Source organism: Winogradskyella pacifica (assembly GCF_003386275.1).
GTDB lineage: Bacteria > Bacteroidota > Bacteroidia > Flavobacteriales > Flavobacteriaceae > Winogradskyella > Winogradskyella pacifica.
The window spans coordinates 146676-161945 of sequence record NZ_QREI01000004.1 but is presented as its reverse complement, the minus strand read 5'-3'; the positions used below and the strand labels follow the sequence as shown (position 1 = coordinate 161945).

Genomic DNA, 15270 nt, shown 5'->3' with positions numbered 1-15270 from the left:
GTATTTAAAGGAATTACCTCAAATTAATCTCAATAAGAATCTAAAATCCGAACATGGATATTTTAAACAGGGTGCAAATTTAGTAAAACTTTAGGTTTCAGCAAACATAAAACTCTACTTTTTCAAAAAAAATTTCTGAAGCATTTCAAAAGCTTTATTTGAAGCTCTTACAATTACCTTCTCGCGAAGATTTCCGAAGTTAAAAACTTCAGAGTAAACGTCATCTTTTGAAGCAATAGCAATCCAAACAGTTCCTACTTCTACATCCGAATCTCCTTTCAACGGTCCTGCATTACCAGTGGTACTAATAGCATAATCGCTATCAAATAATAATCTGACATTCTTAGCCATGGTCTCAGCAACTTGCTTACTCACCACAGAATGATTTTTTATATCGTCTTCTGAAACGTCTAAAATTTTCACTTTAGATTCTGAAGCATAAGTCACAACACCACCTTTAAAATAAGCAGACGCACCTGCATTTTCTGTAAATGATTTTGCAATTCTTCCTCCGGTACAACTTTCTGCGACAGCTAAAGTTCTTCCCATTTCAGTTAATTGCTTACCTATTACCGCTTCAATAGATTCATCTTCTTCGTAACCGATAAAAACATCTTTAATTTGTGGTAACAGCAAATTAATTTGGTTGTGTAATTCGGCATCCACCATTACTTTATCAAAAGCTTTTGCAGATAACCGTATGCGCACGCGACCTAAACTTGGTAGATATGCTAATTTTATAAAATTGGGTAAATGATCTTCCCATGTTGCAATTCGTTCTGCCAATGCACTTTCGCCAAGACCATAGGTTAAGAGGGTTTTGTGCATTATATATGGAAACTTAAACTTCCCTATTAACTTCGGAATGACTTGCTCTGTAATTAAAGCTTTCATCTCAAAAGGCACTCCTGGCAGTGACACAAATACTTTACCATTTTTCTCTAACCACATACCTGGTGCTGTACCATTGTGATTCATAAGAACCGTGGCTTTAGAAGGCACTAAAGCTTGTTGTTTATTAACTTCTAAAAGTGGTGCTGCACTATATTTTGAAAAAATCTGCTCTACATTAGTTAGAACAGCCTTATCTTCTATTAAGGTATCATTAAAGTATTCGCAAATGGTGTGCTTAGTAATATCATCTTTTGTTGGTCCTAAACCACCTGTAATAATAATGATATCTGCATTTTCTTCAGCTTCCTTTAAAGCTTTAAGAATATGCGCTTTATCATCTTGAATTGATGTAATCTGATAGATTGAAATCCCAAATTTATTCAACTCCTTACCTAAAAATGCCGAATTTGTATCTACAATCTGGCCAATGAGAATCTCATCGCCAATAGTAATAATTTCTGCTTGCATTTAGAGTCCGAAATCGGCTTTAATCTCATTAACAGCATTATCTACTGCGGTTAAAACCTCTATAAGTTGTTGATCTACATTTTTGTCCGATTGTTCCAACTTTCCCCAATCTTGTACTTCGATCAGCGTATCTAAAACACCAAGCTCAAACAAATCTATAGTAGGCTTCATTTTATGAGCAGCTTGATAAACTTCTTTATAATCTTTTGCTGGTACTGCTATTCTTAAACGTTCTGCATCTTCTGGCACTTCTTCTATAAAAGCGGCCGCTAAAGCTGCAACGAAATCTTCGTCTCCCTCAGCCATTTCTCGTACACGGTGTAATTGATAATGTTGTGACATTTATTTAATTTTAATTGAAAACATTTCCACGTCCCCAAGATATCCTTTTAATTGATCTTCTGCAAAAACTTTTCCAACTCCTGCTGGTGTGCCCGTAAATATAATGTCTCCAATTTTTAAAGTGAAATATTTTGACACATATTCTATAAGTTCATCAATTTTCCAAAGCATCAGTTCTGTGTTTCCAGACTGAACAATCTCTTCATTCTTCTTTAAACTAAAATTAATATTATTTAGATTTTGAAATTTAGATTTTGGCAACCATTTACCAATAACCGCAGCACCATCAAAGGCTTTAGCTTTTTCCCACGGTAAGCCTTTTGCTTTTAATTGCGCTTGAAGATCTCGTGCTGTAAAGTCTATTCCGAGTCCGATTTCATCGTAATATTTATGTGCAAATTTCTTATCGATATGCTTTCCAACTTTATTGATTTTCACTAAAACCTCAACTTCATGATGTACATCATCTGAAAAATCTGGAATAAAAAACGGTTGTTTCTTCAGTAAAATCGATGTATCTGGTTTTAAAAACACCACAGGATCTGTTGGTTTTTCGTTGTCGAGCTCTTTAATGTGGTCGGTGTAGTTGCGACCTATGCAGATTAGTTTCATTGGTTAGCTGTTGGTTTTTAGCTTTTGGCTGTTAGCTTAACTTATTATTAAATTGACTAAGCTTAATAGCCGTCAAAACCTTCTTCGTATATAATGGAAAATCAGCGTTTAATAACCAACCAAAATAGCCTGGTTCTTTCTCTAAAACGTCTAAGACGCGTTTCCCTTTATGCTTTCCGAATGAAAAACACTCTTCACCTTCTTTATTAAAGATTAAGAAACCTGCGAAATCTGCGAATTTTTTACGAGAACTAAACTCTGCTAAAAACTTGGTGTCGTTTTCTAAATCTTCGTAACGGTCTAATTGTGCTTTTAAAACTTCGTAAGTAGCCTTTGTATCTGCTTCTGCACTATGTGCATCACTTAAGTCTTTATCACAATAAAACTTATAAGCCGCCACTAAAGTACGCTGCTCCATTTTATGAAAAATAGTCTGTACATCAACGGATTGTGTATTCTTCATGTCAAAATCTACTTCTGCTCTTAGCATTTCTTCTGCCAACAACGGAATATCGAAACGATTAGAATTGAAGCCACCTAAATCTGAGTCCTTAATTAAGTTATAAATTTCCTTAGACAATTCTTTAAATGTTGGTTTGCCAACAACATCGGCATCCGAAATGCCGTGAATTGCTGTTACCTCTGCAGGAATTGGCATTTCAGGATTTACAACCCACGTTTTAGATTCTTCCTTACCATCTGGATGAACTTTAAGAATTGAAATTTCTACGATTCTATCTTTTGAAATATTAATACCTGTAGTTTCTAAATCGAAAAAGCAGATAGGTTTTGTGAGGTTGAGTTGCATTGTTTTAGTTTTGAGAATCAAAGATAATTAGAATAACTAGAATAGCCTTGATTGGGATGAAAAAGCTGTAATTAGATTAATAAGCTATGCCTATAGTTTCAGCAAACTATTGAAAGCTAAATATTAATATCATAATTTTTAAAAACTACGGTAATACTATGGTTGCCACTCTAAAACCTAACTTGCAGCTCATTTTAAAGCTTATTTTACATTAACTAGCGCTGTGGCCTCCATAATATTAGAGATTAAAATGATAGGTTTTATATAAAAAATAAGTACTTTGACAGCTATTACTATCCTTTATCGATTAATATGCGAACATTCTTATTTGCCCTAATTCTCACTTTTCAAGTATGTGGCCTTCATGCACAAAAAAAAGAAAGCTCGCTCAACAGCTCTATAAACCGTGAAGATTCTGAAACCAAAATTTACTTGGACTCAGTTAAAGAACTGATGATCGCTGATTACTATAAAGAGGATTACAGTTCTGTTATTCTTAAAGCAAATGACATACTTAAAATAGCAAAGGACAATAAGCTAAATAATGAGATTAGTAAAATTCGTAGCTTCTTAGCAAATTCCTATCTCAACTTAAACGACTCCATAAAATCACTTGAGTATGCTCGAAAAAACATTCAATTAGCTAAAAAGCTAAATGACAATACTTCTCTTGTGGGTTCTCATATAGATCTAGGTAATATCTATTATGCTTTTGGAAAGCCAGATAAAGCCATAAATTCTTTTAAGGAAGGAATACCAGTGGCAAAGGAGGATAATAATAATCTTGCTCTTTTCTTCCTAAATCATAATATAGCTCAAATATATTTTGATCATTATAATCAACATAAAGAAGCGAAGCCATATCTCGATACTGCAGAGTTGCATATTCCTAAAGACTTTAAGATAGGACACGCTGGTCTTAATTTATACAAAGCCGATTATGCTTATAGAATTAACGATTATGATTTAGCTATAGACCTATATAAACAAGCCATTCTTTTATCAAAAGAAACGAATAACCTAGACGTACTAAAGAAAGCTTATAACGGTTATATTGAATGCCTTGCCTTTAAAGGTAATTACCAAAAAGCCTATGATATAGGCAAACTAAAAGATAGCCTTTTTTTAGAGCAAAGCAAATTAGAAATTAAAAAATCGGCTGACAACCTTATCACCTCTCTTAAAAATGCTAAAATACAGGAAGAATTAAAAACCGAAGCCCTCAGAAATGAATTAATAGTCGAAAAATCAGAGACTCAGAGAAAATTATTAATCTTTAGTGCTGTTGTCTTCTTAGTACTCTTAGGTCTTTTATTCTACCTTTTAAAGGTGACAAAAAACAGAAGAAAACTTAACAATGAATTAAAAATAAAAAATAAAGAATACCTGGAAGCTAAACTAGAATCCGAAAAATTAGCAGAGGCTAAATCTCGTTTCCTATCTACAATGAGCCATGAATTGCGTACACCTTTATATGGAATTATCGGCTTAAGCACTGTTCTTAATAACGACAGTAATCTAAAATCTCATAAAACAGAATTGCAGTCCCTAAAATTTTCAGCAGACTATTTACTAAACCTTGTAAATGATGTACTGACCTTAAACAAGATGGATTCTGATGAGAAAATCAAATTTGAATCAAAAGCTTTTCACCTTAAAGATTTTTTAAATAATATTAAAGAATCATTAGAATACTTAACGAGACAAACTAATAATGATTTAGTTATAACGCTAAACCCTAATATTCCTAAATGGATCAATGGAGATCAAACTAAAATGTCTCAAGTCCTCATCAATTTATTGGGTAATGCATTAAAATTTACAACTAACGGAAAAGTAGAGCTCGTTGTTAGTTTATTAGACCTTAAAAAAAATGACTTAAAGCTAAAGTTTGAAGTTAAGGACAACGGTCAAGGAATTCCTATAGCCGACCAACAAAAAATCTTTGAGGAATTTGGACAACTTAAACACAAAGGTGATTTTCAAGGCTCTGGCTTAGGACTTACTATTGTACAAAAATTACTCATAGATATGAAGTCTAACATACAACTAGAAAGCGTAGTTGACGAAGGCTCAAATTTCTTCTTTGAGATCACTTTTGGAACTACAAAAAAGAAGCATGCCAATGAAGAGATTGAAGATACTGTTTCAATTGAAATGCTTCGCGGTAAAAAGATATTAGTTGTAGATGATAACAGAATTAACCTTATGGTGACTAAAAAAACATTGGAAAGTCATGATATTGTAGTAGAAGTTGCCACTAACGGTCAGGAAGGTATTGATAAAATTATGCTAACGGATTACGACTTAGTATTGATGGATGTTCACATGCCTATTATGGATGGTATAGAAGCGACTAAAAAAATCCGAGAACTTCAAAAACCCGTCATTGTCATTGCATTAACAGCCGTAACACAAGACGAACAAGATGATCGTTTTAAAAGCGCACAGTTTGATGATTCTATTGTAAAACCGTATAAGGTTAACGAATTTATAAAGACACTTGCTACAAATCTTATTACTAAACCTTTATAAGTTACAACATAAAAAACAGATGTTCTGAGCGCTATAAAGAGTTGCTTGTAAAAAACAAAAAAAGCACAGTTTAAAACTGTGCTTTTTTATATATATTTTTATATCTCTTAGGTTATAAAATGTAAAACTAACACTACTAGATAATAAAGAATAACTGAACCTATTGATATAAGTAAAATTCCTCCCACCCAATACAACACAACTTCACCTACTTCCATAAGTTTCGCTTTTGTTTTACTATCAATTAGTTTTTTAGAATTCATTATATCTCTCTGTCACTATCCCAACCTTCTAAATAATCTTTAACAGCTTTTACAAACTGACCTCCAAGTGCTCCATTAACCACTCTGTGGTCATAAGAATGTGACAAGTACATTTTAAAACGAATACCAATATAATCTCCTTCTGGCCCCTCTATTACTGCAGGTGTTTTTCTAATAGCTCCTAAAGCTAAAATACCAACTTGTGGTTGATTAATAATTGGTGTTCCCATGATGCTACCAAATGTACCAACATTAGTAACAGTATAGGTTCCTCCTTGTATATCGTCTGGATCTAATTTTCCTAAACGTGCTCTATTCGCTAAATCGTTAACACGTTTTACCATGCCAAATAAATTTAACTGATCAGCATTTTTTATGACTGGTACAATTAAATTACCATCTGGTAGGGCTGCTGCCATACCAACATTAATCGCTTTCTTTTTAATGATTTTATCTCCTTGAACAGAAATATTCATCATCGGGAAATCTTTTAAAGCTTTAGTGATCGCCTCCATAAAGATTGGAGTAAAGGTTAGATTTTCACCTTCACGCTTCATAAAGCCATCTTTAACTTTCTTTCTCCAGTTCCAAATATTAGTGACATCAGCCTCTATAAACGACTGCACGTGTGCTGAAGTTTGTACTGAATCTACCATATATTTTGAAATGAGTTTCCCCATTCTGGTCATTTCAATAACCTCATCACCTCCAGAAACTGCAATTGACTTATCCGCATTTGGTTTTTCTTGAGCCGGAGCAATATCCTTCTTAGGAGCTTCAATTGAATTTTTACTACGCTCAGCGTCTAATGTCTTCGTGTCTTCAGATTTCGTTGCAGAAATAGGTTCTGATTTCTGAACAGCAGTTGGAGCAGAACTACGAGATTCTAAATACGCTTTAATATCGTTTTTAGTAACGCGCCCATCTTTCCCTGTACCAGAAATAGTATCTAATTCGGTTTGAGAAATGCCTTCTTGCTTTGCTATATTTTTTACTAGTGGAGAATAAAATCGATCTTCAGTAGAGACCAAAGGTTCTACAGATGCTTTTGCAGCTACAACAGTTTGTGCAACTTCGGCAACTACTTTTGGTGCTACTGGTTCTGCAGTAGGCTCTGGTTTAGCAGCAGGAGCTTTTACGTCTACCGTTCCTCCCCCTTCTGTTTCTATAACTGCTATAGTTTGCCCAACTTGTACAACATCATCAACGTTAAATAATTTTTCAATTAAAACGCCATCCACTTCACTCGGCACTTCACTATCTACTTTATCTGTTGCAATCTCTAAAACTGCTTCATCTGCTTCAATAGTATCTCCAACATCTTTAAGCCATGAGGTTATAGTTGCTTCTGCAACACTCTCTCCCATTTTAGGTAACTTAAGTTCAAAATTTGCCATATCTTTAATTTGTAGGTCGTTATTTGCTAATCGCGTGCAAAATTACTAAAAAAATAGATGTTTTATTGGTTTTTATTCAACAAATACATTCTAGAAGTGAAGCACTTCCCCTCTATTGGTAGCGCTATCACTTCCGAGGATAAATTTACTATTTTTTAAAAGAAATCTAAAAACAATATTTTCTTGCTTCGATTTTTGTTTCATATCTGCAATTACAATGCTTGAAATCAACATTTTAAAATCATAAACGATTAGACTGTTATTCTCAATATTATCTTGTATTGTATTTTCAATGTGGGTTGGATTTGGTAATTGTTCTACCAAAATTGGGTCAAAATCAACTGAATATAAATAGGATTGATTTGACTTTATTTTTACCTCAACGGTATTCTTCCGTAAAAAATGTGCCATTTTAATACCTACCCAAACCACAGCATTAAATAATAGATTCTGCTTAAAATGCTTTTTGTAGAATATTTGCATGGCACCGTAAAACCGTTTTGCGTACTTCGAATCTTTTAGAGTGCTTTCTCCTTTAAAGTGAATTACAGTCGTTTCTCCAAAGTAGAAATTATCATAACCTGCCTTAACCACTTTATAAGACAAATCGATATCTTCTCCGTACATAAAATAGTCTTCATCAAAACCACCAACAGCGTCGTACACGTCTTTTTTCAGCCACATAAAAGCTCCGACTAAAATATCTACTTTGCCTGTACTTTCGGTTTCAATATGATTGGCATAATAATCATTAGTGCTACCTAATACTTTTTTTAAGGACACCTTTGGTGTAGGCACATTACGTTTACTTTCTGGTAGAAAATTACCTTTACCATCTATAAGTTGACAACCTACAATTCCGAGATTATCTTTACCGTCAGTAAACTTAATAAGTTTTGTGAACGTATCTTCTGCGACAATCGTATCCGGATTAAGAATACATAAATATTCTCCTTTAGCTTGCGCAACTCCTATATTATTACCTTTAGAAAATCCTGAATTATCTTTGTTTTCAATCAATTTCACAGAAGGAAATAATTCCTTCACCATAGCACAACTATCATCAGGGGAGTTGTTATCTATCACTATAATTTCTGCATCAATATCAGCAATGGCAGCTTCCACACTTTTTAGACATAATTCTAAAAAATAGCGTACATTATAATTTAATATGATGACAGATAGCTTCAATATATCATTAAGATTTTAAGGATGCTTCAAAAGGCACACGATCTATAATACTGCGGCCTAAAGTAATTTCGTCCGTATATTCTAATTCATTACCAGCAGCTACTCCTCTTGCAATAGTTGATGTTGCTACATTATAATCTTGAATTTGCCTGAAGATATAAAAGTTAGTTGTATCTCCTTCCATCGTTGGACTCATAGCAAAAATTAATTCTTTTACTTCACCTGTTTTTACTTTTTCGACTAAAGTTGTTATATTCAAATCTTGAGGTCCAATACCATCCATTGGAGATATTTTTCCTCCTAAAACATGATACAGACCTTTAAATGAGCTTGTATTTTCTACAGCCATAACATCTCTAATATCTTCAACAACACAAATTAATTCACTATTACGTTTTGGGTTTGAACATATTTCGCACAACACCGTATCGCTAATATTATGGCACGATTTACAAAAATTAATTTCTGCTCTCACCTTCGTTAACGCATTAGCTAATTGAAAGGTTTGATTTTCTGGTTGTCGTAACATATGTAACACTAAACGCAATGCCGTTCGCTTACCAATACCTGGTAATTGCGACATTTCGTTAACTGCGTTTTCTAAGAGTTTTGATGAAAATTCCATAGGCGCGAAGGTAAAGATTTTTGAACATAAAAAAGGCGTTGTTTTAAAAGTCTATTTAAAGTTAAATCCTGAATATCTAAATAAGTTTTTCATAATTATTTCTACTTTAACGCAGTCCTTTTTTTCAAATACACTATTTTTCGTAAATATTATTAAAACTTATACATCATGTCTCCAACAGCAATACTATTATTAATTGTATGTTATTTTGGATTGCTAATTTTAATCTCTTATTTCACTGGAAAAGAAGATTCTAATGCCGCTTTTTTTAAGGCTAACAAATCTGCCCCATGGTATTTGGTCGCTTTTGGAATGATTGGAGCTTCATTGTCTGGGGTGACTTTCATCTCAGTTCCTGGTGCTATTGAAGCCAAACAATTTGGATATCTGCAGGTTGTTTTTGGTTACTTTTTTGGGTATTTAATAATTGCTTACGTCCTCTTACCGCTCTATTATAGGCTCAACCTCACCTCAATCTATACGTATTTAAAAGACCGTTTTGGTATTGTCAGTTATAAAACAGGATCTATCGCTTTTTTAATTTCTAGAACTGTTGGTGCGTCGTTTCGTTTATTTTTAGTTGCTAAAGTTTTACAACTTTTAGTTTTTGATCTGTTTGATATTCCATTCGCAATAACCGTAATAATTACCATTGCCTTAATTTGGCTTTACACCTTTAGAGGAGGTATAAAAACTATTATTTTCACAGACACGCTTCAGACCTTATTTATGTTAGTTTCTGTAATCGTAACGATTGTCTTTTTAGCATCTGCTTTAGACTTGAATGGTATTGGAGACATTATCACTTATACCAAAGAAAGCAACCTTAGCAAAGTCTTCTTCTTTGAAGATGGTAATGATTCTCAATATTTTTGGAAGAGCTTTTTATCTGGAATTTTTATCACCATCACCATGACAGGCTTAGACCAAGATATGATGCAAAAAAACTTAACCTGTCGTAATTTAAAAGACGCTCAGAAGAACATGATAACCTTTAGTATTGTTCTTGTTTTTGTAAATATCCTTTTCCTTGTCCTTGGTTTGATGTTAACACAGTACGCGGCTAAAAACGGAATTACAGCGTCTAAAGATGATCTATTCCCTACTATTGCAATGCTTCCTGAAATAGGAATTGTAACCTCAGCTTTCTTTTTACTCGGCTTAATTGCTGCGGCTTATTCTAGTGCTGATTCTGCTTTAACATCGTTAACCACATCATTTTGTTTCGATATTTTAGATATTGAAAACAAACCCGAAGCCAAACGAAGAGGCTTAAGAAAACGTGTTCATATTGGCTTTAGTGCTGTACTTGTTCTCGTCATCTTATTATTCGATATCATTTTTACAGATGTATCTGTAATTTGGGAACTCTTTAAAGCAGCGGGTTATACCTACGGACCGTTATTAGGATTATTTGCTTTTGGCTTAATTACCAAATTTCAAATTAAAGATAAATTAGTGTGGATTATCGCTATTGCGGCTCCACTTCTTTCATATATCTTAAATCTATATTCTAAAGAATTATTTAATGGTCACGAAATCGGATTCGAAATATTAATCTACAATGGTCTATTAATGTTTCTAGGTTTACTTCTTATAAAAAAGAAGGCTTAATATTGTCCGGTGCTCAGTAATACTAAAGTACAAGCAACTTCATAATCAATATTATGCTGTTCTAAAATATTGTAAAATTCCGGGTTTTCTGTTCCCGGATTAAAGATAATACGTTCTGGTTTTAAACCAATAATGTAATCGTAATACGGCTTTTGACGTTGCGGATTAAGATACAATGTCACGGTATCTATTCCATTATATGGCATTAACTCTGTATCAATAGATACATCTTCAACTTTTCCTGTTTTTAATCCAAAGGCTTTCACTTCATGATTATAACGTCTTAATCGTTTTATGGCAATGTTAGAATAGCGCTCTGGTTTTAGAGATGCTCCGATAACTAATGTTGTTTTGTTCATAATGTTAAAATAATGTTAAGTAAACTTTTTAGAGTAACACAACCTAAATATAGTCGTCTATTGTTAAACAAACTGTTAAATCAATCAAAAAAAATAACCAAAATTTCAATCAAAAATGAAGCATTTCTTACTAATGCTTATAATGATCTCATCAACCATTATAAGTGCGCAACCCAACTCCAATTCTGATATTAAAGACGGTTCTGTTTCAGGACGTGTTATAGATGCAGAATTAAACGAACCCTTACCTTATGTAAATATTGTCATTAAAGATATGGCGAATAAAATTATTACTGGAGGTATAACTAGTGACGACGGAACTTTCGAAATTCAAAATATTCCGGAAGGAAAAGTTATTGTTTCTATTCAATTTGTAGGTTTTAAAACCATTGATAAAAACATAACCATTGGCAAGGGCAACTACAAACCTAACCTTGGAGATATTAAACTTGAAGAAGAATCTACCGGTTTAGATGAAGTAACCATAGTTGCAGATGTGTCTACAATACAACAACGTGTGGACAGAAAAGTTATTACCATAGGTAAAGATTTACAAACTGCTGGCGCAACGGCAAGTGAGATTATGAACAACTTACCTTCTGTAAGCGTCGATCAACAGACCGGTTCTGTAAGTTTGCGTGGTAACCAAAATGTACGAGTTATGGTCGATGGAAAGTTATCTAATATTCCTGCCGATCAATTGCTAAAACAGATTCCTTCAACTTCAATTAAAAGTATTGAATTGATCACTAACCCTTCTGCAAAATACAATCCTGAAGGTATGAGTGGGATTATTAATATTGTACTTCATAAAAACACACAAATTGGTTTTAATGGTAATATTAATTTTGGTTTATCGCACGATATTGAAGCAAAATTTAATAGCTCAATTGATGCGAATTATAGAAATGGAAAATTAAATGTTTACGGTTCTTATAGTAATAGTATTGCTAAAAACGCGAATAATGGAGCGTTTAACAGGACTGAGCAAGGGATTGAACAAAACTTTGACATTTTAAATAATAACAAATCGCATTTGTTTAAAGTTGGAGTCGATTATTATTTAAATGATAAGAATACTATTTCGGTTTTTACCAATCAAAATATTTTTGATAACTGGAGTACTGCAGATTCTAATATCAATTACTTGTCTAATCCATCATTAAATGAATCGCAATTTACAAGAGGAGGTAGTGATAATGATTCGCAACAATACAATGTTAATTATAAGCACGATTTTAATGAGGAAGGCCATAGTATAGAACTTGAAGCAGATTACAATACTTTTGAGGGCAATAACGAAGTAAATAATATTTTTTACAGCTCTCAACGTCCTAACTTTTTAGAAGATACTGACACAGATAGAACAAATACCACTTTAAATTTAGATTATGTAAATCCATTATCGGAAACTACTAAATTAGAATTAGGATTGCAAGCGCGTTTATTTGACACTAATCTTTTTTACGAGTCTGATGCACGAGAAACCAACCAAGACGGTGACTATATTCCGACAACCACACGTTTTGATTATACTAGAGATATTTATTCTGCTTATGCAACTTATGGTGCTAAATTAGAAAAATGGAGCTACCAAATTGGTTTAAGAGCAGAAACCGTAAATGTAGATTCTGAAGCTTTCAAAAAAGATTTAGCCTCTAACGACGAACTTATAATTCCTTTTGAAAACAATTATTTTGAATTATATCCATCAGCATTTTTCACCTATTCTCCTACAGATAAAAACTCGTATCAATTAAGTTATAGCAGAAGAATAGATCGTCCTGGTATTGGACAAGTAAATCCATTACCAGAATGGAACACGCCTTTAATTTCACAATTTGGAAATCAAGAATTAAGACCTCAGTTTACGAATTCTATTGAAATGAATTACACCAGACAGCTTAAAAAAGGAAGTATTACCGGTGGTGTTTTTTACAGAATTATTGAAGACGAAATACAACAAGCCGTTTTAATAGACCGAGCTGATATCAATCGTTTAATTTTAACGAATTTGAATTTTGATAACACCACATCTTACGGTGTAGAAGTATCATCAAATTACCGTCCAACCAAATGGTGGAGTGTTAATGCGAGTTTTGATTTATACTCACAATCTCAAAAAAGTATTGCCGAATCGTTTGATACGGATATGAATATTATCTTAAACACTATTGAAGTAGATAACATCGCTTGGAGTGCAAGAGCTTTCAATAGCTTTAAAGTCGATGAAAGTTTGAGTTTTTCTATTTTCGGAATGTATAGAGGGAAAAACAAAAATATTCAATTTGAAATGAGCGATATGCTCATGGTTAATTTAGGTCTTAATTATAGTTTCATGGAAAAGAGAGCTAATTTCAGCTTAAGTTACAATGATATTTTCAATACGATGTATGCCGAATTTACGAGTGAAAGACCGTATGCACAAACCGGACGATTTAATTGGGAAAGTCAGCAAATATCAGCACGTTTATCTTACCGTTTTGGTGGAGGAAAATACAGAGCAAAATCTCGTAAGCAGCGTGATAACGACGTTAAAGAAGGTGGAGGTATGTTCTAAACCCATTATTTAATAGTTAAAAAGAATGTTTATGGTTAGTGTTAATTCTTAACTATTAAATAAAGAAAACCCGAAACGCAAGTTTCGGGTTTTTGTTAAATACACGTTAAAAGTGGAAACCTATGAAATATAATAGGACTTTTTACGTCTAGTATAGTATAAGTTTTAAGTAATAGTAATTATAAATTAATTTTTATAATAGTGTTAGTTAAGTTGGTTAATAGCTGAAAAGCCCAGACAGATTTTTGTTTGGGCTTTTTTTAGTTTTATGGATTAAGTAAAATATGTGAATTGTTTAATTGTGTTGGCTCACGTAGACCTTTCCTTCTTTCATTACAAATACGACGTGTCCTATTGTGTTTATAAAATCGGTAGATATATGTCCTTTTACCGCAATAAGATCTGCTTTTGCACCAGACTTAAGAACTCCTATTTCATTTTGCTTATTTAAATTTAGCGCAGAGATATAAGTTGCCGATTGTAAAATATCCAACGGCTTCATTCCTGCTTCAAAATACGCACGAAACATATCTCTTGACGATTCACCTCGAGTACCTCCGATATCTGTATAATTATCAGAACCTGCTACAATTGTCACCCCTTTTTGGATGGCTCTAGAAAGTCTGCTTTTCATTCTATCTAAATAATTATCTACCCAACCTAAATCATCATCGTCATAACCTGCAAGTTTGCTATACGTGTTCATATAGGTTCTACTGTTTTCGGTTGGTACTAAAAACACCTTTTTCTTAGCCATTAAGGTCAATGTAGAATCGGCTAAATTAAATCCATGTTCAATGCCATCGACACCTGCTTGTATGGCATTCCATGCGGATTGGTTTGTAATTGAATGCGCTACAACAGAAAGACTATACGTTTTTGCGGTTTCTACAATCGCTTTCATTTCTGCAATGGATAAATGTGTATTGTTCGGGATATTATCTGCACAAATTTTAATAACATCTACCTTTTGATTCACGTGTTCTCTAACCGCAATTTTAGCATCTTCTACTCCATTTATAATACGGTATTCTAAATCTATAAGGTTTTGATGTTTTGGAGATACACCATAAACTTGACCACCTGTAGCGGCCATAATTGGTCCTGATGCAAAAATACGTGGGCCATCAATAGTCCCTTCATTAATCGCATCACGCAACGCTACATCTAGAAAAAGTCCTGAATTACCAAGATCTTTCACACTTGTAATTCCAACATCTAAATACGACTTTGCGCGTTTTGAACCTCTAAGTGTTCTTAAGGCATCACTTTCCATAGTGAGCGAATGAATGCTATGTTCAGAAAAGTCTTCGGTTGCATCTTGAGAAAAAAGCACATGCGTATGCGCGTCTATTAAACCAGGAAGGATAGTGTATTCGGTTAAATCTATGATTTCAGCATCATCTGGAATGGTATTAAAAGCACCAATAGATACAATTTTATTACCCTTAACATAAATCACTTTATCTTTTAAAAGGGCATTTTGTTCGCTGTCGTATAAAAGACCCGCTTTAATGTAAACATCGTTTTGTTGCGCGAATAAACTTGACTGTGAACAAAGAATTAAAAATAATAAAGAGAATAGTTTGTTCATAAAGCCTA

General features: G+C 33.3%; 12 protein-coding genes. 3 read left to right on the top strand and 9 right to left on the bottom strand.

Annotation, left to right across the window (positions count from 1 at the left end):
• Positions 1 to 114: 114 nt before the first annotated feature.
• Genes DFQ09_RS10210 through DFQ09_RS10195 form a run of 4 tightly spaced genes read right to left on the bottom strand, consistent with a single transcriptional unit; the run spans position 115 to position 3124 of the window.
• Positions 115 to 1362 carry a competence/damage-inducible protein A gene (locus tag DFQ09_RS10210; RefSeq protein WP_115809983.1) on the bottom strand — a complete coding sequence of 416 codons (1248 nt, stop codon included), beginning with the start codon at positions 1360 to 1362 and terminating at the stop codon, positions 115 to 117.
• Entirely contained in the window at positions 1363 to 1704 is a 342-nt protein-coding gene (locus DFQ09_RS10205; RefSeq protein ID WP_115809981.1) for an Hpt domain-containing protein, read from the bottom strand.
• Positions 1705 to 2316, bottom strand: a complete 612-nt coding sequence (locus tag DFQ09_RS10200) for a fumarylacetoacetate hydrolase family protein (RefSeq protein WP_115809979.1) — start codon at positions 2314 to 2316, stop codon at positions 1705 to 1707.
• Positions 2317 to 2347: 31 nt separating this feature from the next.
• A complete protein-coding gene (locus DFQ09_RS10195; protein ID WP_115809977.1) occupies positions 2348 to 3124 on the bottom strand; it encodes a 3'-5' exonuclease in 777 nt (258 codons plus the stop codon).
• A gap of 432 nt (positions 3125 to 3556) precedes the next feature.
• On the opposite strand from DFQ09_RS10195, the gene DFQ09_RS10190 reads away from it, so the two are divergent.
• Entirely contained in the window at positions 3557 to 5659 is a 2103-nt protein-coding gene (locus tag DFQ09_RS10190; RefSeq protein ID WP_220347454.1) for a tetratricopeptide repeat-containing hybrid sensor histidine kinase/response regulator, read from the top strand.
• Between the two features lie 262 nt (positions 5660 to 5921).
• On the opposite strand, the gene DFQ09_RS10185 is transcribed toward DFQ09_RS10190, so the two are convergent.
• The 3 genes from DFQ09_RS10185 to recR form a co-directional block, all read right to left on the bottom strand.
• A complete protein-coding gene (locus DFQ09_RS10185; protein ID WP_115809973.1) occupies positions 5922 to 7319 on the bottom strand; it encodes a dihydrolipoamide acetyltransferase family protein in 1398 nt (465 codons plus the stop codon).
• Between the two features lie 90 nt (positions 7320 to 7409).
• The gene (locus DFQ09_RS10180) at positions 7410 to 8510 is read right to left on the bottom strand and encodes a glycosyltransferase family 2 protein (protein WP_115809971.1); all 1101 of its coding nucleotides are present in this window, start codon (positions 8508 to 8510) and stop codon (positions 7410 to 7412) included.
• A gap of 7 nt (positions 8511 to 8517) precedes the next feature.
• On the bottom strand, positions 8518 to 9135 hold the full coding sequence (gene recR, locus DFQ09_RS10175) for a recombination mediator RecR (protein WP_092469149.1): 618 nt from the start codon (positions 9133 to 9135) through the stop codon (positions 8518 to 8520).
• Between the two features lie 168 nt (positions 9136 to 9303).
• Here recR and DFQ09_RS10170 point away from each other — a divergent pair, with 168 nt between their 5' ends.
• On the top strand, positions 9304 to 10749 hold the full coding sequence (locus DFQ09_RS10170; RefSeq protein ID WP_115809969.1) for a sodium:solute symporter: 1446 nt from the start codon (positions 9304 to 9306) through the stop codon (positions 10747 to 10749).
• On the opposite strand, the gene DFQ09_RS10165 is transcribed toward DFQ09_RS10170, so the two are convergent.
• Positions 10746 to 11108: a CoA-binding protein gene (locus DFQ09_RS10165; RefSeq protein ID WP_092469144.1), complete on the bottom strand. Its 363-nt coding sequence runs from the start codon at positions 11106 to 11108 to the stop codon at positions 10746 to 10748. The two genes, DFQ09_RS10170 and DFQ09_RS10165, sit on opposite strands and share 4 nt — an antisense overlap.
• 115 nt (positions 11109 to 11223) lie before the next feature.
• On the opposite strand from DFQ09_RS10165, the gene DFQ09_RS10160 reads away from it, so the two are divergent.
• Positions 11224 to 13668, top strand: coding sequence for a TonB-dependent receptor domain-containing protein (locus DFQ09_RS10160; RefSeq protein ID WP_115809967.1), 2445 nt, complete (start codon positions 11224 to 11226; stop codon positions 13666 to 13668).
• Between the two features lie 295 nt (positions 13669 to 13963).
• On the opposite strand, the gene DFQ09_RS10155 is transcribed toward DFQ09_RS10160, so the two are convergent.
• Entirely contained in the window at positions 13964 to 15262 is a 1299-nt protein-coding gene (locus tag DFQ09_RS10155) for an amidohydrolase family protein (RefSeq protein WP_115809965.1), read from the bottom strand.
• Between the last annotated feature and the right edge of the window lie 8 nt (positions 15263 to 15270).